Source organism: Williamsia serinedens (assembly GCF_024171725.1).
GTDB classification, from domain to species: domain Bacteria; phylum Actinomycetota; class Actinomycetes; order Mycobacteriales; family Mycobacteriaceae; genus Williamsia_A; species Williamsia_A serinedens.
Map to the genome: position 1 here is coordinate 392,898 of NZ_JAMTCG010000005.1, position 23,609 is coordinate 416,506.

General features: G+C 70.0%; 21 protein-coding genes and 1 pseudogene. 10 read left to right on the forward strand and 12 right to left on the reverse strand.

The window, feature by feature from the left end; all coding sequences use genetic code 11:
* Nucleotides 1-52: 52 nt before the first annotated feature.
* The 7 genes from menE to LX12_RS15405 form a co-directional block, all read right to left on the reverse strand.
* Nucleotides 53-1,165, reverse strand: coding sequence for an o-succinylbenzoate--CoA ligase (gene menE / locus LX12_RS15375; RefSeq protein WP_372505041.1), 1,113 nt, complete (start codon nt 1,163-1,165; stop codon nt 53-55).
* 47 nt (nt 1,166-1,212) lie between these two features.
* Entirely contained in the window at nt 1,213-1,542 is a 330-nt protein-coding gene (locus tag LX12_RS15380) for a DUF3349 domain-containing protein (protein ID WP_253655450.1), read from the reverse strand.
* Between the two features lie 127 nt (nt 1,543-1,669).
* Nucleotides 1,670-1,975: a DUF3349 domain-containing protein gene (locus LX12_RS15385; RefSeq protein WP_253655451.1), complete on the reverse strand. Its 306-nt coding sequence runs from the start codon at nt 1,973-1,975 to the stop codon at nt 1,670-1,672.
* Entirely contained in the window at nt 1,975-2,259 is a 285-nt protein-coding gene (locus tag LX12_RS15390; RefSeq protein WP_253655452.1) for a hypothetical protein, read from the reverse strand. The genes LX12_RS15385 and LX12_RS15390 overlap by 1 nt, the downstream gene beginning before the upstream one ends.
* 37 nt (nt 2,260-2,296) lie before the next feature.
* Entirely contained in the window at nt 2,297-3,535 is a 1,239-nt protein-coding gene (locus tag LX12_RS15395; protein ID WP_253655453.1) for an inorganic phosphate transporter, read from the reverse strand.
* A 136-nt stretch (nt 3,536-3,671) separates the two neighbouring features.
* Nucleotides 3,672-4,061: a VOC family protein gene (locus LX12_RS15400; protein ID WP_253655454.1), complete on the reverse strand. Its 390-nt coding sequence runs from the start codon at nt 4,059-4,061 to the stop codon at nt 3,672-3,674.
* Nucleotides 4,062-4,079: 18 nt separating this feature from the next.
* The gene (locus LX12_RS15405; RefSeq protein WP_253655455.1) at nt 4,080-4,868 is read right to left on the reverse strand and encodes an RsiV family protein; all 789 of its coding nucleotides are present in this window, start codon (nt 4,866-4,868) and stop codon (nt 4,080-4,082) included.
* A gap of 159 nt (nt 4,869-5,027) precedes the next feature.
* On the opposite strand from LX12_RS15405, the gene LX12_RS15410 reads away from it, so the two are divergent.
* Nucleotides 5,028-6,068, forward strand: coding sequence for an LLM class F420-dependent oxidoreductase (locus LX12_RS15410; RefSeq protein WP_253655552.1), 1,041 nt, complete (start codon nt 5,028-5,030; stop codon nt 6,066-6,068).
* Nucleotides 6,069-6,107: 39 nt separating this feature from the next.
* Here LX12_RS15410 and LX12_RS15415 read toward each other — a convergent pair whose 3' ends face one another.
* A complete protein-coding gene (locus LX12_RS15415) occupies nt 6,108-6,425 on the reverse strand; it encodes a histone-like nucleoid-structuring protein Lsr2 (RefSeq protein WP_253655456.1) in 318 nt (105 codons plus the stop codon).
* Between the two features lie 238 nt (nt 6,426-6,663).
* On the opposite strand from LX12_RS15415, the gene LX12_RS22280 reads away from it, so the two are divergent.
* Nucleotides 6,664-7,758, forward strand: a complete 1,095-nt coding sequence (locus tag LX12_RS22280) for a GGDEF domain-containing protein (protein ID WP_253655457.1) — start codon at nt 6,664-6,666, stop codon at nt 7,756-7,758.
* Between the two features lie 4 nt (nt 7,759-7,762).
* Here LX12_RS22280 and opgC read toward each other — a convergent pair whose 3' ends face one another.
* Nucleotides 7,763-8,854 carry an OpgC domain-containing protein gene (opgC, locus tag LX12_RS15425; RefSeq protein WP_253655458.1) on the reverse strand — a complete coding sequence of 364 codons (1,092 nt, stop codon included), beginning with the start codon at nt 8,852-8,854 and terminating at the stop codon, nt 7,763-7,765.
* Between the two features lie 72 nt (nt 8,855-8,926).
* Nucleotides 8,927-11,416, reverse strand: coding sequence for an amino acid adenylation domain-containing protein (locus LX12_RS15430; protein ID WP_253655459.1), 2,490 nt, complete (start codon nt 11,414-11,416; stop codon nt 8,927-8,929).
* A gap of 241 nt (nt 11,417-11,657) precedes the next feature.
* On the opposite strand from LX12_RS15430, the gene LX12_RS15435 reads away from it, so the two are divergent.
* Nucleotides 11,658-12,566, forward strand: a complete 909-nt coding sequence (locus tag LX12_RS15435; RefSeq protein WP_253655460.1) for a sialate O-acetylesterase — start codon at nt 11,658-11,660, stop codon at nt 12,564-12,566.
* Nucleotides 12,567-12,674: 108 nt separating this feature from the next.
* On the opposite strand, the gene LX12_RS15440 is transcribed toward LX12_RS15435, so the two are convergent.
* The gene (locus LX12_RS15440) at nt 12,675-13,964 is read right to left on the reverse strand and encodes an HNH endonuclease signature motif containing protein (protein ID WP_253655461.1); all 1,290 of its coding nucleotides are present in this window, start codon (nt 13,962-13,964) and stop codon (nt 12,675-12,677) included.
* A 193-nt stretch (nt 13,965-14,157) separates the two neighbouring features.
* On the opposite strand from LX12_RS15440, the gene LX12_RS15445 reads away from it, so the two are divergent.
* From LX12_RS15445 to LX12_RS15460, 4 genes and pseudogenes are all read left to right on the forward strand, one after another.
* Entirely contained in the window at nt 14,158-14,526 is a 369-nt protein-coding gene (locus LX12_RS15445) for a hypothetical protein (protein ID WP_253655462.1), read from the forward strand.
* Nucleotides 14,527-14,591: 65 nt separating this feature from the next.
* Nucleotides 14,592-15,467 carry a cutinase family protein gene (locus LX12_RS15450; protein WP_253655463.1) on the forward strand — a complete coding sequence of 292 codons (876 nt, stop codon included), beginning with the start codon at nt 14,592-14,594 and terminating at the stop codon, nt 15,465-15,467.
* Between the two features lie 60 nt (nt 15,468-15,527).
* Nucleotides 15,528-16,391, forward strand: a complete 864-nt coding sequence (locus LX12_RS15455) for a cutinase family protein (RefSeq protein ID WP_253655464.1) — start codon at nt 15,528-15,530, stop codon at nt 16,389-16,391.
* Nucleotides 16,392-16,420: 29 nt separating this feature from the next.
* Nucleotides 16,421-17,083, forward strand: a pseudogene (locus tag LX12_RS15460) (nitroreductase).
* Nucleotides 17,084-17,087: 4 nt separating this feature from the next.
* Here LX12_RS15460 and LX12_RS15465 read toward each other — a convergent pair.
* On the reverse strand, nt 17,088-17,723 hold the full coding sequence (locus LX12_RS15465; RefSeq protein ID WP_253655465.1) for a hypothetical protein: 636 nt from the start codon (nt 17,721-17,723) through the stop codon (nt 17,088-17,090).
* 653 nt (nt 17,724-18,376) lie between these two features.
* On the opposite strand from LX12_RS15465, the gene LX12_RS15470 reads away from it, so the two are divergent.
* From LX12_RS15470 to LX12_RS15480, 3 genes are read left to right on the forward strand one after another with little or no spacing between them, the layout of a single operon-like run.
* Entirely contained in the window at nt 18,377-18,889 is a 513-nt protein-coding gene (locus LX12_RS15470) for an RDD family protein (RefSeq protein ID WP_253655466.1), read from the forward strand.
* On the forward strand, nt 18,886-23,298 hold the full coding sequence (locus tag LX12_RS15475) for a type VII secretion EssC family protein (RefSeq protein WP_253655467.1): 4,413 nt from the start codon (nt 18,886-18,888) through the stop codon (nt 23,296-23,298). Before LX12_RS15470 ends, LX12_RS15475 begins: the two co-directional genes overlap by 4 nt.
* 24 nt (nt 23,299-23,322) lie before the next feature.
* A complete protein-coding gene (locus tag LX12_RS15480) occupies nt 23,323-23,586 on the forward strand; it encodes a WXG100 family type VII secretion target (protein WP_253655468.1) in 264 nt (87 codons plus the stop codon).
* Nucleotides 23,587-23,609: the final 23 nt, after the last annotated feature.

A 23,609-nucleotide genomic window follows, 5' to 3' on the forward strand; every position in this document is an offset into this window, starting at 1 on the left:
GTGGTGTGGCTGCGACCGTCGGCGAGTGCCCTCGGGACGCGGGCCCGAAACGTCAGGCGAACCGCGCCCGCAACGCCGCGCGGTCGACCTTGCCCGGCCCGCGCAGGGGCAGGGCGTCGACGACGACCACCTCGCGCGGCACCGCGATGCGGTCGAGGCGCTCCCGCACGGCCGACTGCACCGAATCGGCCCGCACCTCAGCCCCTTTCGCGGCGACCACCACGGCCACGACCTTCTCGCCGAGGCGCTCGTCGGGCAATCCGACGACCGCACACTCGGCGACGGTGGGGTCGGCGAGGACGGCCGCCTCCACCACCTGGGGGACGACGGTCAGACCGCCGCTGGTGATGGCCTCGTCGGCGCGTCCGACGATCGACAGCACACCGTCGTCGACGCGGCCGAGGTCGTCGGTGAGGAACTCGCCCGGCTGGGCGAAGGCCGGATGGTCGGGTCGGTTGCGGTAGCCCAGCGCCACCATCGGCCCCGACAGCGCGACACGTCCGACGCCGTCGACCGGCGCATCGAGCCGGATCCGCACCCCCGGCAACGGGATACCGTCGTACACGCAGCCGCCGCCGGTCTCGCTCATGCCGTAGGTCCGCACGATCGGCAGACCCGCGTCGACCGCCCGCGCCTGCAGCGGGGCCGGGGTCGCGGCGCCGCCGACGAGGATCGCGTCGACCTCGCGCAGGGCTGCGACGGCGCTCGGGTCGTCGAGGACCTTCACCAGCTGCGTCGGCACCAACGAGGTGTACCGCCGCGGACCGTCCACGCGATCCAGGGCCGCGACGAGTGCAGCGGGGTCGAAGCCGCCGCCGACGTCGATCACCGTCGGCGTGAAACCCGCACGCAGGCAGCGCAACAGCACCTGCAACCCGGCGATGTGATGGGCGGGCAGCGCGAGCAGCCACCCGCCCGGCCCGCCGAGACGCTCCTGTGTGGCCGCAGCCGACGCGGCGAGGGTCGCCGCGGTGTGCATGGCGCCCTTCGGCACGCCGGTGCTCCCCGACGTCGCGACGACCAGTGCGACCTCGTCGTCGACGGGCTCACCCGCGGCCAGGGCCGTCGTCAAGCGCTCCGTCTCCCGGGAGTCGCCGGCGGGCACCGGCAGCGCGGCGATCGAGCCGTCGACGACTGCGCGCAGACGGTCGGTCGCGCGCAGCACATCCGGCCCCGACGGCAGCGGGAGGAGCTCGAGCAGGCGGACAGCGCTCAGCTCGGGTCCGCCTTCGGCGTCTCGGTGTCGCAGGTCCAGCCCGCGCCCTCCAGCACCGACCGCACACGCTCGATGTCGGCGTCGGCGGGCATCTCGTCGGTCATCTTGGTGATGAGCACGGCGACGTCGACGCGCGTGATCGGTTCGAAGTCCGGGTTCGACGCCGCCTCGGTGGCGAGGTGGTCGGCGATCTGGCGGACCTCGTCGTCGGTGAGCTGGCGACGCAGCAGCGCGACCAGCGGGATGTAGTCACCGGCCGGCACACCGTGGGGGTACCCCGCGCGCAGCCAACCGATGATCGAGCGCATCAGGTGGGAACGGTCCACGACGCCCTCCTCGGTCTCGTCGCCTCCTCGGCGATGGGGGACAGCGCGCGCTGTCTTCTCAGCGCGAGAGTGTGTCCATGGTCCCACAGTCGACGCTGTCGTCGCAGGTCGCGACGGCCGTCGGGTGTCAGTCGGCGGGCTGCGCCAGCGGCCAACCGACCGACGCCAACCGCGAGGCGACCTGGTTGATCTCCTCCGGGTTCGGCTCGGTCTCGATGACCCGGTGGATCGCGCCGCGGATCTGCTCCTCGGTGACCGGCTCGTCGGTGCCGTGCTCCTTGAACACGGTGAGGATCGCGCGGGTCACCTGCTCCTCGTCGAGCGAGCGCTTCAGCAGTGCGAGCAGAGGGAAGTAGTCCTTGGGCGGCACACCCTCGGGGTACCCCTGACGGAGCCACCCGAGGACGGCGTCGAACGTCTTCGCGTCCGCCATCACTTCACCGGTGCGAAGGGGAAGAGGTTCACGCCGAAGTGGTAGTTGATCGTCGTGCGGGTGATCCACAGGATGCCCAGGACGATCACGGCGCCGACCAGCACGAACAGGGCGATGCCGGCGTAGCGGAGCGCGGCGTTCGGGGCGGTGGTGGTGCCGTCGGCGGCGTTGTCCCCGGAGCCGGCCGCGACGAGCCGCAGGCCGACAGCGAACAACGCCGGCAGGCCCGCGCCCAGCACCAGGCCCACAGCCAGCACCTTCAGGATGGCCTCGAATTCGTGCATGTCTCCTCGATCGTGTCGGGGTCGTTGCGGTGGACGGTCAGCGAGACCCGGCGCCGGCCGGGATCTTGTCGTCGGCGACCTCGGCGGGGATGACGCTGTTCGACGTCTCGTCCCACTCGGCGTTGACGTTCGAGCTGTCGACCTTCTGCTGCTGCGCACGCCAGTACATGAACCCGCTGAGCACGGCGAGGATCACGAAGATGACGATCGCGCCGGCCGCCCCGCCGATGACGTTGGCGATGCCGTAGGTGGCGGCGCCGACCAGGCCCGCGAGCGGCAGCGTGGTGACCCAGGCGACGACCATGCGTCCGGCGACACCCCAGCGGACCGACGCGCCCGGCTTGCCGACACCCGAGCCGAGGATGGACCCGGTCGCGACGTGCGTGGTCGACAGGGCCATCCCGGCGGCGCTCGAGGTGAGGATGATCGCGGCCGACGACGCCTCGGCGGCCATGCCCTGCGGGGCCTTGATCTCGACGAGGCCCTTGCCCAGCGTGCGGATGACGCGCCAGCCACCGATGTAGGTGCCGAGCGCGATCGCCAGGGCGCAGGAGAACACGATCCAGATCGGGAGTCCCTCGCTGACCGACCCCGCGGAGAGGTGGCCGGTGGCGATGAGGGCCAGGGCGATGACACCCATCGTCTTCTGCGCGTCACCGGTGCCGTGGGCGAGCGAGACCAGCGAGGCGGTCGCGATCTGACCGGCCCGGAAGCCGCTCTCCTTCTTCGACTCGGCGATCGCCGAGGTGATGCGATAGACGAGCCAGGTGCCGAGCGCGGCGACCGCGATCGCGATGACCGGGGCGAGCAGTGCCGGCAGCACGACCTTGTTGACGATGCCGTCCCAGTTGACCCCCGAGGTCCCGATGGCGGCGATGCCCGACCCGATCAGTCCGCCGAACAGCGCATGCGACGAGCTCGACGGCAGACCGAACAGCCAGGTGAAGAGGTTCCAGAGGATGCCGCCGATGAGGCCGGCAAAGATGATGACCAGTGCCTTCTGGCCGTCCAGCCCGCTGATCAGGTCGCCGGCGTTCGGGCCCTTGGTCTGCTGGATCTTCAGCACGTCCTTGGTGATGGTCGCGGCGACCTGGACCGAGAGGAACGCTCCGACGAGGTTGAGGATCGCCGACAGTCCGACGGCGACCTTCGGCTTGAGAGCGCCGGTGGCGATGGACGTGGCCATCGCGTTGCCGGTGTCGTGGAAGCCGTTGGTGAAGTCGAATCCGAGGGCGGTGATCACCAGCAGCACCAGGATCAGCATCTCTGCGCTCATGCCCGAAATCTTCCGCCCGCACCGTGTGGATGTCCAAACCGGACAGGACGAATACCCGACGCTGACCTGCGGGTTTGGAGTTCTTACAGCGCCAGTTTGCCAACTGTTCATCTTCACAGGGCAGGCGTGCCCGGTACTACCGATCGTCGTTTCGTGTATCGCGTCGCAGCGGGTGGTCACCGGGGACCTCGACGACGACGAGAGTGCGCCCGTCGGGGTCGTGGACGTGCATCTCGCGGAGCCCCCACGGCTCGGTCCGTGCCTCCCGGTCGATCGGGACACCGGCGTCGAGCAACGACCGCTGCGCGTCCTCGATGTCACGCACCTGGAGCCACAGCGAGGTCGACGCCGCGTCGGTGTCCGACTGCAGGTGTGCCGCGACCTCGATCAGCGTCGAGCCGGCGAAGAAGACCGTCCCGCCGGGGTACTCCCGCGCGATCGCCAGTCCGAGGGCGTCGCGGTAGAAGGCCGTCGTCGCCGCGGCGTCCCGCGGTCGTAGGAGGACACGCGCGCTGAGGATCTCCATGCGTGTCGTCTTACCCGATCAGCTGCTCAGCACGTCCTGCATCCCCGGGGCGAGGACGTCGGAGAGGTCCGACCACGGGACGGTGATCGTGACGAGGCCGTCGGCGTAGGCGCCGACCTGGTAGTCGCCGAAGTGGATCTGCATGCCCTCCGGTGACGCGGTCCAGTTGGCGAAGTTCTTCTCGTCGGGCGTGATCCCGCTGCGCTCGTACCGGTCGCCGACGACGGTGCTGGGCAGGATCCGTGCCGCCTCCTGCGACAGCCGTCGCAGGCCGGTGCCGAGGTCGGAGAAGGCGTCGGACAGGGTGATCGGTTTCGCGGTGTCGGCGTCGATGGTCACGGTGGCGAGCAGCGAGTCGCCGTGCGTGCCGGGCGGATTCGCCGTCCAGTAGCTGATCAGCTCGGCGCTGACGACGCGGGAGCCGATGTGGAACGGCCCGGCGCGGTAGCCGTCGCGGAGGGTGAAGTCCATCCCCGAGTAGTCGTCGTCGATCTGATCCTGCAGCGCGGCCCGCATCGACTGGTTGAACTCCGCGGTGACCGCCGGGTTCCCGCCGGCGAGTTGGGGGATGGCGACGTCGTACGACGCCCGCGCGGTCGTGCCGGTCACCCGGGTGCTGGTCTGCGTGTACGCGGCCGCGGCCTTCGAGGATGTCGTCGTCGAGGTCGGGGCGGTCGACGACGGCGACCGGGTGACCGTCACGAGGGTGGTGACCGTCCCGGGGCCCGTGTCGCCGCCGGACGAGCATGCCGCCAGTGTCGACGCCGCCACGGCTGCCGCGACGGCTGCTGTCAGGACTCGTCTCATGCCTCAGGGATAGCCCCTCCCACCCCCGCGGACAAGAGAGCATGCGACTGACGACCATAAGATGAGTTATGGTGATGCCGGTCTCGTCGTCGAGTCGGCGTCGGGCATCATCGTCGACAACGCGGTCGAGACGAAGGGCGGTTGGGCGTGAAGATCGGTATGGCCATCAACTACGCGGGTGACTTCACGGAGACCATCGACAACCTCCTCGAGTTCGAGGCCGCCGGCCTCGACCGTGTCACCGTCCCCGAGGCCTACAGCTTCGACGCCGTCAGCCAGCTCGGCTACATCGCGGCGAAGACGACGACCCTCGAGCTCGCGACCGGCATCCTGCCGATGTTCTCGCGCACGCCGACCAACATCGCCATGACCGCCGCCGGTCTCGACTACATCTCCGGCGGTCGTGCCGTGCTCGGCATCGGCGCATCGGGCCCGCAGGTCATCGAGGGCTTCCACGGCGTGAAGTACGACGCCCCGCTGGGCCGTGCCCGTGAGTACGCCGACATCTGCCGCATGGTGTGGCGTCGTGACCGCGTCGAGTACAAGGGCAAGTACTACACGCTGCCGCTCACCGCCGAGGACGGCGGCACGGGGCTGGGCAAGCCGCTCAAGCTGATCAATCACCCTGTGCGAGATCGCATCCCGATGGCCCTGGCCGCCATCGGCCCGAAGAACGTCGCGCTGGCCGCGGAGAAGTTCGAGGAGTGGCAGCCGATCTTCTTCCACCCCGAGCACGTCGACGTCGCGTTCGGCGAGGCACTGCAGAAGGGCAAGGCCAAGCGCGAGCCCGAACTCGGTGAGCTGAACATCTCGGTGACCACCGCGCTGCTCATCACCGACGACGCCGACAAGGCCGCTGCCGCAAGGGAACTGGTCAGTCACCAGGTGGCGCTGTACGTGGGCGGCATGGGTGCTCGCGGCAAGAACTTCTACAACGACCTCGCCGTCCGCTACGGCTACGTCGACGAGGCCAAGACGATCCAGGACCTGTACCTCGACGGCAAGAAGAACGAAGCGGCGCAGGCGGTTCCGGACGACCTCGTCCGGCAGATCTCGCTCATCGGTTCGCGTGACGAGGTCGTCGACCGGGTGGCGGCGTTCACCGACGGTGGTGTCACCATGGCGCTCGCCACGCCGATGGCGGGCAATCATGCCGACGACGTCGCGCAGGTGCGGACTCTCAAGGAGATCGTGAGCTGACGCCCCGCCGGCGGGGATCCACCTACTGCTGACGACGGGTCAGTGCGCCTCGTTGTAGGCGTCGACGATCACCTTCGGCACGCGGCCGCGTTCGCTGATGTCCCAGCCGTTCTCGACGGCCCAGGCGCGGATGTCGGCGACCGACGCCGCGGCGCGAGCGGCGTCGGACCGACGGGTGGTCCGCTTGCGCGAGATCTTCGCGTATTCCTGCAGCATCGACCGCAGTTCGTCTGCGCTCTCCTGCGATGTCTCGAGCTGGTACTCGGACCCGTCGATGCCGAACCGGACGGTTTCCGGGTCCGACAAGACTTTCCCACTCAAATCGTCGACGACCTCGACAACCGTGATCCGCGCCATTGGTGAATGATAACGCTTATATGAGGTTTATGACAGCAAATTTTTGTGACGAACCACAATTCCCGACTCGTTACATCATCTAATTGTCAGTCTTCTGGATCGGGTGTTGTGTCCGTTCCACGGACTGTTCGACGCGGTAATCAGCAAGATCGATCGTCGCCTCCGAGTGTCACCCGAAGTCGGACAGGCATCTATACAGTCACAACATCTGTTGCACACCGGCGTCGGGGGGTGAGTCGTGGCCGACAGCGTCGCGGAACTCCTCCGTCGATGGTGGACCCGGGAGTTCGAGCACGGGTGGGCGTTCCAGCACATGCGGTCGAGCGGACTCCTGCGGTCGCAGCAGATCGTCGTGGGCATCGGGTGCCTGCTCTTCGGCCTGTCGGGTGTGCTGTCCCTGCCGATGGTCAACCCGTGGGTCCGCGACGGCGCGGGCGCCTGGGTGGTGCTCGTCGCCATCGCGGTGAGTTCCTGTGTGCTGGCGCTGTTCTGGTGGACGCATCCGCGGCCGCGGCTGGTGGTGTCGGGTGTGTTCATCGCCTACGCCGACGCCGCGGTCGTCACGGTGATGGCCATGTACCGAGACGCCTACCAGTCGATGCCGGGGCTGGTGCTGCTGACCGCCGTCAGCGTCTACACGGTGATGCACCACGGCGCGCGAGCGGTGATGGCGCAGACCGTGGCGACCCTCTGCGCCACGGTCGCGTGGGCGTCGTGGGTCGTGATCCAGGGTGGCGTCCCCGTGGTCGACGTGGTCATCCGCTCGCTGATGATCGTGCCGGTGACGGTCTGCATCCCGCTCCTCCTCGTCCCGCTGGTGGCGACGCTCCGGAGGGATGCGAACGGGTCGTTCCGCGACGACATGACCGGTCTGCACAATCGCCGCGGGATGCAGATTCACGCGGGCGAGCTGATCGACCGCGGCGCCGCGTTCTCGTTGCTGCTCATCGACATCGACCGGTTCAAGGTCATCAACGACCGCTACGGGCACGCTGCCGGCGACAACGCGCTCGTGGTGGTCGCCGGCGTGATGCGACGTATCGCACTGCCGGACGCCGTCGTCGCGCGCATCGGCGGCGACGAGTTCGCCATCGTGCTGGAAGGCGATCACCCCATGGCCGCCCGGCTGGCCGAGGGGTTGCACCATGCCATCGCCGCCGAGGGCATCACGGGTTCCGTCCCGCGGATGACCGTCAGCATCGGGATCGCTACGGTTCCGCCCGACCTGCACGGTGACGCGCTCTTCGTCGACCTCGACCAGGTGTTGGTGCGCGCCGATCGCGCGATGTACGCCGCCAAGCACGACGGGGGAGCACGCACGGTCGGGGCCTGAGCCCTCAGCCCGTCGGCGTCCGGTCGCGAGAGGGCAGGACTCGGTGGACCGTCGACGTGCGTGCGCGGGTCAGGTGCCTGCCCAGGACTCCACGGATCCGGGCGACGGGCCACATGGCGATCACCACCGCCACGGCGACGATCTGCGCGACGACCGTCGTCTGATCGGTGCCGATGGCGTAGGGGAGCGCGATGCCGATCGCGCACAGGGTGACGAAGCAGGCGAGGCTGCGCGAGCCGATCGTCGCGACCGGTGCGACCAGGCGTGGTCGGGTGCGTTCGAGACGACGAGCGAGGTGGTAGAGCAGCGTGAACGCCGCCCACGCCATGACGATCCGCCCCGGGGCGCAGTAGCTCTTGCCGAACACCGGGTCGACGATCCCGGCCACCAGGGCACCGGTGTGGGCGAGCAGCAGGACCACGAACGTCACCCACGCCACGACCCGCGCGCGTCGCGATCGCAGGGCGGGGGCGATCCGCTCCCAGTGCCATCCGACGAGCAGGCCGCTGCAGTACAGGGCCTGCCAGGACGCCCACGCGAAGTAGGTCTCCGGGTTCGGCTGGTCGGGGAGACGGCCCCACTCGGTGGCGAGGCTTGTGACGTACAGCGCGATCGACGACGCGACGACCACGTGCCACCACCCGCGGGCGAGCAGCGGAACCCACAGCATCGTCAGCGCCATGATGATGACGTACAGCGACAGGATGTCGATGTTCTCGGGGTTGATCTGCAGCGTCAGCAGCCATCCCGCGATGCGCGATGCCGAATACGCCTCCAGGTCCGGCAGTGACTCGCGCGGCGCCAGGATCCCGGCGACGACGGCGGCACCCGCCAGCGCGATGTGTGCGACGTAGAGCAGGATGAGGCGCCGTCCGACGCGGCGCTCGGCCTCGACGACCGACCGTCGGGCGCGGCGAGAACTCACCATCCCGAGCACCACGCCGGCGAGCAGGACGAACCCCGACGCCCCGTCGACCCCGGGCACGATGTGCACCAGCATCCACAGCGGCGATCCGATGCACAGGTGGCCGATCACCATGCTGGCGATGCAGAGTCCGCGCACCGCGTCGAGCGCTGTTTCCCTCCGGTTCGCCATCGCGTGACCGTAACGTGACGCGAGGGATCCGGCATCTCATCCGGCATCTCGGACCGGGCCGGGTCCGCGGGCTCAGACCCTGGACACCGCCGCGTCGACGGCAGCTGCGACCGTCGGGGCATGGACCGGGGACTGGAAGTCCGCGTGGGCCAGGCCCGTCGAGACCTCCGAGAAGTGCCCCGTCGTCAGTTCCGCCCAGCGGCTCATCGCCTGACGGTTGCCCGACGAACGGATCATCGTGATCGGCGCGGTGACCGCGTCCGGCCGGTGGCGTCGGGTCATGCCGATGGACTGGTTGAGGAAGGCCAGCGTCATCATCTCTGGCTCGAAACGGAGCGGGCCCGCGACCGTGATGGCCCATCGGGCGCGGGCGAGATCGCGCAGTGGCGCCCGCATCGTCTGCAACACCGTGTCGCCGGCGCCGTCGAGCGGCGACGGGGTGAGCAGGGCGTCGAGCAGTACCACCTGCGTCACCTCGTCGTGGTCGCCCTCCATCACCCGGCACATCTCGTGCGCGACGAGTCCGCCGAACGAGAAGCCGCACAACACGTACGGGCCTCGCGGGAGCGCCGCGCGAACGTCCTCGACGGCCCGGTGTGCGGCACGGGAGACGGAACGATCGGGGATCCCGCGACGGTCGAGGCCATGGGCCTGGACGCACCAGACGTCGTGGTCGGGGTGAAGCCAGCGGGACAGTGGTGCGAGCGACACGGCCTGGGCACCGGCGCCCGAGACGAGGATCAGGGGTCGGCCCGGGCCCGGCCGCAGGTGGACGAGATCGGTGGGACCGTCGTCCGGAGCGGCGCCGCGCAGTCGCCGCACGATGTGACGCGGCGTGGGATCGGCGGCGAACTCGCTCATCGGTATGGCGCACCGGAACTCGTCATGGACGTCGGCGAGGAGGCGGATCAGAGACAGCGAGCTGACCCCGGCGTCGACGAGGTCGATGTCCATCGACCGTGGCCGGTGCCCGGCGACCTGGTCGACGAGTTCGGCGACCCGCGCCTCGTCGGAGGCGAAAGCCGCCTGGGTCGGCGTCGACGCGTCGACCCGCACGGCGGGAACGAGACGGTCGCGGGCGATCTTCCCGCCGGCGGTCATGGGAAAGGCGTCGTGGCAGGTCAAAGAGGACGGTCGGTGTGATCGCGCGAGACGGTCCGCCGTGAACGACGTGATCGCGCGGGAGTCGGCCAACGGGCCGGCGACGACGTGCGCGTCCAGGCGTGCGATCCGGTCGCCGTCCCAGGCGGGCACCACGGCTGCGGCGACGACGTCCGGGTGCTCGGACAGGGCGTGCTCGATGGCGCCGAGCTCGATCCGCACGCCGTTCCACTTGACCTGGTGATCGTCACGGCCGGTGATCCTGACGTGGCCGGACGAGCTGAGGAATCCGCGATCGCCGGTGCGGTACATCCGTGTGCCGGTCAGTGGGAACGGCGCCGCGACGAAGCGCGCGGCGGTCGTCACGGGGTCGTCGAGGTACCCGCGCGCGAGCTGGGCGCCGGCGATGTAGATGTCGCCCACCTCGTCGGGCGCGGTCGGGTTCAGCTGCGCGTCGAGAACGAGCAGCGACGACCCGCTGATCGGTGGGCCGGACGAGATCGGTGGCGACGGCGCGCGTTCCACCGCCGTCGCGCTGACCGCGACCATGCACTCCGCCGGTCCGTATGCGTTGACGACCAGTGCGTTGGGGAACACCTGGCGAGCGCCGTCGGCGACCGATGGGTCGAGGCGCTCACCGCAGGAGACGATCTTGGTGACCGACGGGAACGTCGCCGCGCCTGCTGTCGAGGTCAGCATCGACAGCACCGTCGGGACCGCGGCGACGAACGTCACCGAGTGCCGGCTGATCAACCGCAACATCTCCGCGGGCTGTTCCACCGCGTTCTCCGGCGCCACGACGACCCGAGCGCCCGACAACGTGGGCAGCAGCATCTCGTAGAACGACAGGTCGAATGTCGGTGCGCTGCAGAACAGGACCGTCGACTCGAAACCGACGTCGAGCAGGGCGCGGGCCTCGGCCATGTGATGCACGAGTGCGCGTCGCGTGTCGACCACGCCCTTCGGGCGCCCGGTGGACCCGGACGTGAAGACCGTGATCGATGCGGCGTCGGCGGACACCGGTCGAGGACCTCGCTCGCGGGGCGGGGCGTCGGTCCGCAGATGCCGGAGATCGAGGGTCGACGCGCCCGGGAGATCGGTGAGGTCGGAGTGGCCGTCGTGGATCAGCAGCCGGGGACGCGCGCGCTCCACGGTCGCGCGGCGTGTCGAGTGAGGCGCGCGCCGGTCGACGGGGAGGTACACCCCGCCGGCGTGGAGGATCGCGAGCGGCGCGATCACCGACCACACACCACGGGAGACGTCGACGGCGACGACCGCCTCAGGACCGACGCCGGCGTCGTCGAGGCGCTCGGCCAGCGCGAGCACGCAGCGTCGGACCGTGTCCAGATCCCACTCCGCGTGCCCGGCGATCAGTGCCGACCGGTGCGGATGACGGCGGCATGCAGCGTCGAACAGCTCGAACAACGAGTCTGTGGCCGGTGTCGTGCGCGTCAGAACCACCAGGACCCCCAAAGAATATCTATGCCCCCCGCGGCGCCCTCGAAGGATCGCAATCGTGCGATCGTGCAGCGAGGTTACCTGTCTGTCATCTGGCTGTATGTCGACTGTGAAGGTGAATCCGTTACTGCACAACATTTTTCGCTTATCTCGGTATTGACCGATTCGCACGGCTTGCCGTTGCCGGGTGTCGCCGCTCCCGCGATGCGAGAATCGACGTGCTCACCCGCCACCAGGAGGCTGCATGCCGTCGCCGTTCGACCCCGAGTTGCGTTCCTACGACGAGGACCGCGCGATCCACGGCAGTTTCCCGGTGCATCTCCGGGCCCTGATGGCCGCGAAGACCGTCGTGAAGAAGGCCATCGCGACCGGGACTCCCGCGCCGCCGGTCGACAAGCCGTATCGCGTCGTCGCGGTGCTGGGTCAGTCGAACGCCAGCGGAGCCGGGAACGAGGAGCCTGGTGTCACGCCGCCGCCGATACATCCGCTGGTGCACCAGTGGCCCGGGTGTGGGCGGTATCGCGGGCGGAAGATCCTGCTCGCCGAGGATCCGCTGCTGCACGAGGTGCCCGGCGCCGGTGTGGGTTTCGCGACGACCTTCGGGTCACTGCTCGCCGAGGCGACCGGTGACCCGGTCCTGCTGGTGCCGTGCGCCCGCGGCGACACGTCGTTCTATCCGAAGAACGGCTACTCCTGGGATCCCGACAACCACGACGTACGCCACAACCTCTACGACTACTCGATCCAGCAGATCGACTCGGCACTGAAGGAGACAGGCCAGAAGCTCGACTGCATCCTGTGGCACCAGGGCGAGTCCGACGGGCCGTTGTCGGAGCCGGAGGTGTTCCGGCGCCAGTTCGACCGACTGATCGAGGGCCTGCGCGAGCGCTACGGACCCGTCCCGTTCATCCTCGGGCAGCTCAGCCCGGAGTACATGAACTTTGGCCCGCCCAAGCTCGCCGGGATCGACGCCGTCCACCAGGACACCCCAAACCGCTGGGACCACGCCCGGTTCGTCCCGTCGCCGCCCGGGATGCTCAACGGCGCCCCCGGCAGCGGATTGCCCGAGGACCCGCACTTCACCGCCGAGGCCGGCCGCATCATCGGGCGCCGGATGTTCGAGGCCTACCAGGACTTCGCGCGGTCGAGCTGACTGCAGCGAGAACGGCTCACACTGTGGAGTTGTCAAGGTACTGATGCGGTCCTGACCGGTGGTCAGGTGCTCGCAATGTGCTGCCGCTGCGGGTTCTGCGTGTCCGAGTCAGGCGGCCATGGCGTCGAGTCGGAGTGTTCGTCGGTTGTAGGCGGGTTGTAGTTCGCGTCGGGGGTCGACGGTGGCGGGTGGTCGGATCCAGGGGTGGCGGTCGGAACCCATCTCGATCTCCCAGCCGTGCTGGTGCACGGCGACGTGGCAGGTGCGGCACAGCAGGCACCCGTTGTCGCAGGTCGTGGCCCCGCCCTGCGAGAACGGCAGGATGTGGTGGACATCGGTCCACGACGCGGGATTCCCGCACATCACGCACGACTGATCACGCGCCACGATCGCTTTGCGGGTGCGCCCGGTGAACAACCTGGCCTTCGGGGAGATGTCGACCGGCGCGGCGTCGACATCCACGGCGATGCGGGTGACCGACGCGTCGCATGACAGCAGCGACACGGCTTCGTCGGAGACGCTGCCCATCCACTGCAGATGCGCCGGCCCCGCCGGGGTGATCCCGCAACACTCGGCCTGGGTGGCGGGCACGGTCAGCAGGATCTCCGTCTTCGCCGATCCGACGAGCCCGTCGACGCCGAGTGCCCGGGATGCCGCCTCCAGCGCTTGTACGAACGCATCGGCCCGGCGCTGCGGCGCCGGCCGCGGGTCCGGGGTCCCGTCGGGTAGCGGACGAGGCCGTGACGCGGTGTCGATGCACGAGATGAGTCGTTCGCCGGCGACGACGTCGAGGTCGAACGACCCCGCCAACCGGCCATCGTCCCGCTGCGCCCACGACACCTCGTTGAGCGTCGTGTCCTCGGCAACGGGCGTGCCCGCCTCGTCGCCGGCATCTACCGCTGACTCGTGCTCCAGCGCGATGGCGCGCGCTCGGTCGTCGATCTCGACCGGGGACCGGCCCGCCAGGGCGTGCCCGATCAACACCGCCTCGGTCTCGGTTGCGAACTCCGACCCCAGCAGCGACCGGGTGCGCGTGCAGACGTGCCGAACTCCGCGGGCGACGACGTCGGCGTACTCCGCCGAGAGCGATCCGTCCCGCAGGTGCCGCGCCAGCGCCGGCAGATGCGCGATCGCCCGCTCGAGCCGGATCGCCCGCGCCGCCACGACCGGCACACAGCCGTGACGGCGCAGCAACTCCCGCACCGACATCCCCACCCGCTTCGCCGCGCCCCGGCACTCGACCTCCCCGGTCACCCGGGCCAGCAACCCGTCCGCAGCGTTGCGGGCCGCGACCGCCGCACGCACCCCCGCCACCAGCGCGTCATCGTCGGCGGGGATCGCGCACTCGCGGACGGCATCGGCGAGGCGGTCCGCCGCCTCGAGCACTTCGTCGAACATGTGTACGACCGTAGAACTGGCCACCGACACAGGCCGAAAACGGTCGGATCACCGTCTAGGGTCTGTGGACCCAGGGCGATCTGTGGACAGACTTGTCGGACCGTCCCGCTACCTTTCGGGCATCTCGGACTCGCACTCGGCGAATCCCGTTGTCTCGGAGGTCATCATGTCGGTCTGTGCTCGCGTCGCGTCCGTGTTCGTCCTGTCCGTCTCGCTGCTCGCCGGTGGTGTCGGCGTCGCCGGCGCCGTCGTGACGGATTCCTACGACACGACGCGGCAGGTGATGTGCTCCGCGACGGGCGCCGCCGTCGACGTCTCGTACACGAACGCCTACGGGAACACGACGTCGCGGGAGAACGTGTCGCTGCGGGGTCGTCCGATCGGGGGCGGGCACACCTGCATCAGCGTGGACTCTCGGTCCGGCGAGTACGGCGACTCCCTCGGAACGTTGATCTCCGATGAGAGCGGTGGCTACGTCTACTGCGCGATCTACGTCAACGGCGTCAAGGTGTCGGAGTCGGAGGACGACAGCTCGTACTACAGCATGGCGTCCTGCATGTGACCTGCGATTTCTTCGCGGTACCGCGGCTACGGCATCATCGTGGGGTGCGGCGGGCGACTCGGTGGGTGACGACAGTCGTCGTCGGGCTCTCCGCGATCGGCCTGCTCGCCGTCCCCGCGCCCGCCCTGGCACGCAGCGAATCGTGTGCCCCGGTCGTCGTCATCCCGATCCGGGGGAGCGGCGACGGCAGTGTCGGCGCCCGGCGCTACGGCGACATGGTCACCGACGGCTGGGAGGGCGCGACGCTCAGCACCCTCCTCTCCGAGACCTACCGGGATCAGCCGGCGATCCGCGCCGTGCCCGTTCTCTCCGTCGGCCGCGGTTATCAAGCCGTCGGCACCGAGGACGGGATCCGGCACCGCAGCTTCGGCCGGTCCGTCGCGTCGGGTGTCTCGACGGCCGTCGACGCCTACGACTCCGCGCGGGCGGAAGGCAGTCCGGGATGCGCCCCGATGGTGGTCCTCGTCGGTTTCTCGCAGGGTGCAGCCGTGGCCCGCGGAGTCGCCGTCGAGCTGTCGAAGCGGTCGGTGGTGGCCGCGGCCGTACTGATGGGTGACCCGCTGCAGAAGCCGGAGGCCGACGGTGTGATGGGCACCGGCGACCGCGGCGAGGGGATCTGGCGCAATCGGGTCGGTGCGGTGGTCAGCGGCGTCGACGCCCAGGGCGCCGACGCCTACTACGCGATCCGCGGGATGCGCCGCATGTCCGTGTGTCACGTCGGGGATCCGGTGTGCGACTTCCGCATCGGCACCGATGTCTCCGGGCACCCGCACACCACATATCTCGCCGACACCACGCGGTTCCAGACGTCCTCCCGCGCGACGCCGCTGGGACCGTCGGAACTCGACGTCCTCGCCGCGACCCTGCGCGGGGACATCCTCTGGGCCGCCGAGCGCTACACACCGGCGAGCCAGTCCCGCACGAGCTCGACGAGGACCTGACCGCAGCACCGACTCCGACGATCGGTGGGCGGACGCGATCGCATCGTGCATGCTTGATCCATGGTGGGGAAACGGTGGGGTGCCGCGCTCGCAGCTGTCGTCGTCGCGGCGTCGGGTCTGATCGCGACGAGTGGGTCGGCGGGCGCGGACGTTCTCGGGCTGGGCGGTTCGTGTCCGGCGGCGGTGGTGATCCCCGCCCGCGGCAGCGGCGATCCCGTCGCTTCGCAGCAGTACGGCAACAGCCGCAGCGACGGCTACGAGGGCCCGCTGTTGTCGACGCTCCTCGCCGCGACCTATCGGGACGACCCTTCCATCGCGTCAATCCCCGTTGTGACCACCGGCCCCGGGTACCGCGCGGTGTCGGTGCCGGAGGGGACGGCGAACCGCTCGTTCGGGATCTCGATCGCCTCCGGGGTCGCGGCCGTGATCGCCCGATACGACGCCGTCTCCGCCGCAGGTGGATTCGGCTGCCGACCGAAAGCCGTCCTGGTCGGGTACTCGCAAGGTGCAGCCGTGGTCCGAGCGGCGGCAATCGCGCTGGCGCCGCGCCGAGTGGTGAGCGCGGTGATGCTGTTCGGTGACCCTCGGCAGCGGCCGTCCGCGCCCGGTGTCGTCGGCGCGGGGTCCACGGGCAGCGGGGTCTGGCGCGATGAGGGCGTCGCACTGGCGTCCGGTGTCTCGACGGTGGGCATCGAGACCTACTACCAACTCCCCGGGCTACAGCGCTGGGCTCTGTGTCACGATCGGGATCCGTTGTGCGACTTCGGCCCTGACGCCGACTTCGCCGGCGACCCGCACAAGACCTACCTCCAGCCGGACCAGCTGTTCGTCCCGGCAGCGGGGCAGGCGCCGACGTCGCAGACCGAACTGCAGGTCGCGGTCGCCACGCTCCGCGGGTTCATCGCCGGCGCGACCCGGCGGTGACAGATCGACCCACGACGGTCGAGGACGCGGTGCTCTCACGGCACAGCGTGCGGGCGTTCAGCGACAGGCCGGTCCCGCGAGAGACGGTCGAACGTCTCCTGGGCCTCGCTGCGCGCTCGGCAAGCAACTCGAATTCGCAGCCGTGGCACGTCTACGTCCTCACCGGTGATCGCAAGGACCGGCTGACGCGCGCTCTCTGGGCAGCACTCGACGAGGGTCGCTCGGCCACCGATCCGCGGTACGGGTATTAGCCACCGCCGGGCGAGTGGGAGGAGCCCTTCCGCAGTCGCCGGTCCGTCTTCGGCCGCGGGCTCTATCAGGACACGCTCGGCATCGCCCGCGACGACCGTGACGGGAGGGCCGCGCATCATCGCCGCAACTACGCGTTCTTCGGGGCGCCGGTCGGACTCATCATCACCGTCAGTGCCGACCTGGGGGCGGGCGCGTTCGTCGACGCCGGACTGTTCCTGCAGGCGCTCATGCTGCTCGCTCGTGCCGAGGGCCTCGACACCTGCGCGCAGGCGTCCTTCGTCGACTTCGACCCGGTGATCCGCGGCGAACTGGCGATCCCCGACGACCGGATCATCGTCTGTGGGATGTCACTCGGCTACGCCGACGACACCGAGAGGGTCAACGCGTTCCGCTCCGACCGCGAGCCCCTCGACGCCGTCGTCACGTTCGTCGGCGAGTAGCGGATCAGTCGTCGACGCGATCGGCGACGAGGGACACCAGTCGGCAGAACTCGTCGGGGACGGCGGATCGGGGTCGAGGGAGCGCGCTGCTGAGCTGCCCGACAGCCGCGCGCCCCTGGACGTACGCGGTCACCGCCGTCGTGTCCGACTGCGACGAAGGGCCGGTGTACCGCGTGGTCGAGCGGATGACCAGCACGCCGGACGGGCAGCCCTGCGGCACAGGCAGGATCGACGACGACGAGGTGTACGTCTCGGTGTCGGTGCGTTGGCGATAGTCGGGACACCGGTCCACCACTGCGCGTGTCTGCGCGACGGATTCGCCGCCTGTGACGATCGACTGTGCGTACGTCGGGAGCGTCGTGTCCGACGGCTCGGCGAGCACCCCGACCGTCGACGCGCGCAGCTGACGATCGGCCTGGCCGGCGATCACCGGCCCGCAGTCCGCCGGCGTCGTCGAGCCGCCGATGCCGGGCGGCGCCGTGTTCGACAGCCGCGACACCTGATACCCGGCCGGGAAGTCGTCGGCGGTCAGGTAGGGGCTGTCGGGGTTCGTCGTCGACGGATTGCTCACCCGATAGACCACGAACCCCACCACCAGGATCGCCACCGCGACGACGACGATCATGATCCGACGTCGCATCACTGTCGCCCTCCCGTCGATCGATCGGATGATCGTTCCAGTGTTCCAGGGTGCTGTGAACAGTCGACGACATGCGCCACGGACGTGGTCTCCGACCCGGGATGAGGGAGTGGGTCGGGCGGTGTGTGTCGGTCACGAGCACGTCCGCGGCGGCCGAATCCGACGGTCGTCACCTCCGCTGTCCCGTCCGAACGCACTGCGTAGCAACATCATCGACCTTCAACGCGTCGTGCCGCCATTCGTCTCACGCGATCGACGGACGCTGCATCACGCTGCCCCGACTCCCATTTCGCAAGGCTCACTTGATCGTTCGCCTGCCGCAGTAAGTTCGGCGTCCCGCCCCACGTCACTGCGCTGTCCACTGAACATGTGATTGATCATCACGAGCGGGTCTCGATACGGTCACCGGACAGGCCGCTCGGGGGCGGGCGAGAACGACCGTGGGAGACCGAGTGGCCGAGATGAACTGTGCCAGTTGCGATGCGCTTCTTCGTGATGGTGCACCGTTCTGCGACACCTGCGGCACACCCGTGCGCGGTCGAGTCGTCACCGCGCCGGCGTCCGTGTCGCCCGCGGCCTCACCCGTCGACGCTACCCCTGACGAGCGGAACCAGGACGCCCCCTCGCGCACGTCGGACACCCTGCCTGCCGGCGTGGGAGTCCGGGTCGCGTGTGCAGCCATCGACGCCGGTGTGCCCCTCGCCGCTGGTGGACTCGTCGTCGTCGCTGCAGCCGTCACGGGGATCGCCGGGCTGGGGTACGTCGTCGCGCCGCTGGTCGTCCTCGCCCTGGGCATCTGGAACCTGGCGTTCGCCGCGCTCACCGGCGCGAGTTTCGGTCGCGCCGCCATGGGCACCAGGGTTGTCACAGGAGACCCGGACGCCCCCGCACCCGGCCTCTCGCGCGTGTGGGTCCGCGCTCTAGTCGCGTCGCTCACGGGTGGCCTGGCGTGCCTCGGTGTCCTCGGCGACCCGCGCCGACGCGGATGGCACGATCGCGCCGCGGGAGTCGAGGTCATCGACATCCTCAACGGCCCGAACCCGTTCGGCGAACGTCCCGTCGCCCCGGTCCTCCGACGCGCCCGACGCGGTCTGGTCGACGTCTCCTCACCGATCTCGCGCCCCGTCTCGGCCGTCGATCCGGTCGATCAGCCGGCGACGACGTGAGGCTCGCACTGGCGGTGCGCGGCGTCGACGAATCGCTGGTCCGCGTCGCGGCCACCACCGACGGCACCGCGACGGTGCAAGACCTCGCGACCGCCCTCCGCGACGGTGACCCCCGGGGAAGGGTGGACACGCAGTCGGTCACGGTCCGTCTGTGGCGGGACGGACAGGCGCAGTCGACGCTCTCACCGGGGATGCCACTGGTGCAGAGCGGTATCCGCTCGGGTGCCACCGTCGAGGTCGTCGCCGCTCCCTCGGACGATCTCGTGGAGGGGACCGTGCGTGGCCGGTCCGTCGCGATGGTCCGGATCGTCTCGGGTCCCGACGGCGGCAAGGAGTTCCTCGTCCCGTCGGGTGTCAGCACCGTCGGGTCGGCTGCCACCGATCACGTCCGTGTCGTCGACCCGGCCGTGGGGGCCGCACGCATCGTCCTGAACGTCGGCGAGAACATCGAGATCGTCGCGGGTGACCCGATCCGTCTGGGGACGCGGACCGTCACCCGGGCGTTGATCCGTCCCGACGACGTCGTCGGCGTGGGTGGGACCACATTCGTGGTCCTCCCGACCCACCGCTCGGGTCTCGACGGTGATGACAGCGGCATCGAGATCAACCGGTCGCCGCGCGTCGTCGCGCGCTTCGCCGGGATGACGCTGCGCGCTCCCGAGCCCCCGAAGCCACCGCAACCGCAACGGTTTCCCCTCGTGTCGATGCTGGCGCCACTGGCGATGGGACTCGTGCTGCTGGCGGCCACACGCAGCGTTCTGTCCGTCGTCTTCGTGGCCCTGAGCCCACTCCTGATGCTGGGGATGTGGCTCGACGGTCGGATGCAGGAGTCGAAGGCCCGTCGGGTGGGGACGGAACGTTTCACCGCCGCCGTCGCCGCCTTCCGCGCGGACCTCGACAAGCACTCCCGTGTCGAGCGGGCGGTCCGTCTGTCGGAGTCGCCGTCGGCACAGGACGCGATCACCGCGATCCACCGCCACGGTCCGCTGTTGTGGACGCACCGGCCCGAGCACTCGGGCTATCTGACCGTCCGGCTCGGCCTGGGTGAGTGCCCCTCCCGCACGGTCGTGGAGCTGCCCGAACGCGGTGAGGCCGAGGAGTCGCACTGGGCGGCCCTGGTCGACGTCGCCACGGAGTACCGCACCATCACCGATGTCCCCGTCGTCGCGGACCTCCGTTCCTCGGGCGCGCTGGGCGTCTGCGGGCCGCGATCACTGGCCGACGGCGTCGCGCGCGCGGTGCTGGTCCAGCTCGTCGGGCTGCACTCGCCGGCCGAGATGGTGGTGGCCGCAGTGGTGTCCGAGGACAGGGTCGCGGTCTGGGACTGGGTGGAATGGCTTCCGCATCTGGGATCGGTGCACAGCCCGCTCGAGGGGGAGCACGCAGCGTCGACGCCCACGGGCTGCGCATCGCTCATCACCCGCCTCGACGAGGTGGTCCGTCGGCGACGCGCGGATCGCGACGCGCGCGGGATCAACCGCGGTGCGACGTCGCAGGCCGACACGGCGATGCCGCTCGTCGAGAAGCCGATCACGGACGTGCCCGCGATCGTCGTCCTCGTCGACGACGCCGCACCCATCGACCGCGCGCGGGCTGTCCGTCTCGCCGAGACCGGGCCGGACGTCGGTGTGCATCTCATCTGGGTGGCGTCTCAGATCTCGGCGCTGCCCGCCGCGTGCAGGTCGTTCGTCCTCGTCGAGGATGCGGCGTCGGGGTCGACCGCGGGATCGGTCCGCGTGGGCACCCACACGTTCCCGATGGAGACCGAGTCGGTCGGGGTCGATGCGGCGCAGGACATCGCGGTCCTCCTCGCCCCGCTGGTCGACGTCGGTGTCGCCGCCGACGACCGCACCGACCTGCCGTCGTCGCTGCACCTGCTGTCGCTCACCGGGGACGGGATCGCGACGGATCCGTCGGCGGTGATCGCGCGCTGGGAGGCCACCGACTCGGTGATCGACCGCAGCGGGCGTCGTCGGCGGCGTTCGGTGGCGACCGGTCTGCGCGCGCCGGTCGGCTCCACCGGTGCGGACACCTTCTGGCTCGACCTGCGCCGCGACGGGCCCCACGCTCTCCTCGGCGGGACGACGGGCTCGGGGAAGAGCGAGTTCCTGCAGTCGTGGATCCTCGGGATGGCCGCCGAGCACAGCCCCGACCGCGTCTCGTTCCTCTTCGTCGACTACAAGGGCGGCACGGCGTTCGCGGACTGTGTCCGTCTGCCGCACACCGTCGGCCTAGTCACCGATCTCTCAGCGCACCTCGTCGATCGGGCGCTCGCGTCGCTCCGTGCAGAACTGCGCTTCCGCGAGCACCTGCTGAACGTCAAACGAGTCAAAGACCATCGGACGCTGGAGGAGTCGGGTGATCCCGACGCCCCTCCCAGTCTGGTCGTGGTGGTCGACGAGTTCGCGGCGCTGGTCCACGACGTCCCCGAGTTCGTCGACGGGATGGTCGATCTCGCGGCTCGCGGCCGGTCGTTGGGTCTGCACGTCATCCTCGCCACCCAGCGACCCGCCGGTGTCATCAAGGAGAACCTGCGGGCGAACGCGAACCTGCGGATCGCGCTGCGCATGGCGGACGCGGACGACTCGGTGGACATCCTCAACGCGCCCGATGCGGCTCACTTCCCAGCACATGTGCCGGGCCGCGCCGCGGCCAAGATCGGCAACGCGCCCCTGCGGGCGTTCCAGGGCGGATACAGCGGGGGGTGGAGCGCCGGTCGTGGCTCGACGGCTGCGGTCGACCTCACGCCGCTCGCGCTCGGCGACGGACGACCCTGGGCGTCTGAACGATCTGACGACGTCGACAACGACGACCTCGGCGCGCCCGACATGGTCCTCGTCGTGGACACGGTGATCGCCGCTGCGGAACGGCTCGAGATCCCGTCGCCCCGCAGACCGTGGTTGCCCGAGCTGCCGCCGGCGTGTGACGTCCGTGAGCTCGATGCGGAATCGCCGGGGTCATATCCGATCGGGGTCCTCGATCTGCCCGAACAGCAACGCCAGCCGGTCGCGGTCTACACGCCCGAGAAGGACGGCACCATGCTGGTGCTGGGGACCGGTGGGTCGGGCAAGTCCGCCGCCCTCCGGACCGTCGCGGTGTCGGCGACCCTCGCCGAACCCCTCGGCGTGGAGATCTACGGGATCGACTGCGGGTCCGGCGGTCTGCGGATGCTCGAGCCCCTGCCGACGGTGGGCGCAGTCATCGCGCTCGACGACGAGGAGCGGATCGGTCGGCTGTTGCGACGGGTCTGGGCTCTCATCGAGTCCCGGATCGCCGAGTTCGGCACGGCGGTCTCGGGCCTCGCGGAACATCGTGCGGCCGTGCCGTCGTCGACAGACCCGCGGGTCCTGCTCCTCGTCGACCAGATCGGGGCGTTCCGCGACGCCTACGAGGTGTCGACGACCGCGCCCTTCGTCGACCTGCTCACCCGGATCGCCGCCAACGGTCGGGCCGTCGGTGTCCACGTCGTCGCCTCGGCCGACCGGCCGAACGCCGTACCTCCCGCACTCGCCGCCGTCGTCACCCACCGGATCACGCTGCGCCTCGCGGACGAGACCGCCTACACCCTGGCGGGTGTCCGGCCGGGTGCCCTCGACGCCACCGCCCCGCCCGGGCGCGGCATCGTCGACGGGGTCGAGATGCAGTTCGCCACGGCGGGCGGCTCGCAGGACGTCGGACGCCAGTCCGCGGCGCTGCGTGACATCGTCGACGGCCTCGACGCGACGACGTCCGCCCCAGGCGTCGAACGGCTCTCGGAGATGATCTGGCTCGACGAGCTGCCGGCCGAGAGTGGGGGAGAGCCGGTGGTGGGCGTCCGGGACCTCGATCTGCAACCCGCCACCGTCACACCGTCCGGCGTCCTCATGGTGACCGGTCCGCCCGGCAGCGGGCGGTCGACGGCGCTCACGACGATTGTCGCGGCGGCCCGCCGTGCCCGACCCGGTCTCAAGACGATCCTCATCGCGCCGTTCCGGACACCTCTCGCCGGCTCCGATGTCTGGGACGCGGTGGCCGTCGGCGACGAGGCACTCGTGGAGCGCGCCGACATGTTCATCGCCGCGGCCGAATCCGCCCCCGCCGGTGACCTTCTCGCGGTGGTCGAGTCGGCGACCTCGATCCGCGGGGCGGCGGAATCCGAGCTGGCGCGCGTGCTCAAGGTCCTCGTCGACCGTGATCACGGTGTCGTCGGCGAGGCCGAGGTCTCGACCTGGAACTCGGCATTCACCATCGGACCGATCTTCAAGGCCGCACGACGCGGCCTGCTCCTGCACCCGGGCGATCTCGACGGCGACTCGCTGTTCGGGACGCCGGTGCGCCGGCCCCCGACGGGCCCCATGATCCCGGGCCGCGGCTACCTCGTCGAACGAGGTTCTGCGACACGTGTGCAGTTGGCGATCGTCGGCAACTGACGTCCTCGAGAAAGGCTCCACCCCATGGCATTCATCGGCAACGATCCCGGCCAGCTGCGCAACCTCGCGGCACAGCTCAACGGCAACGCGGACCAGATCCAGAACATCCTCACCCAGCTGACCTCGCAGCTGAACAACGTCCAGTGGCAGGGTGCGGACGCCGCCCGGTTCCGCTCCGAGTGGACGGGCCAGCACACCTCGCAGCTGCGTGCGGTCATCAACGCCCTCCACGACGCCTCGCGTACCGCGACCACCAACGCATCCCAGCAGGAGACGGCGAGCGCCTGACGGCGATCGATCCGAGGGGACAC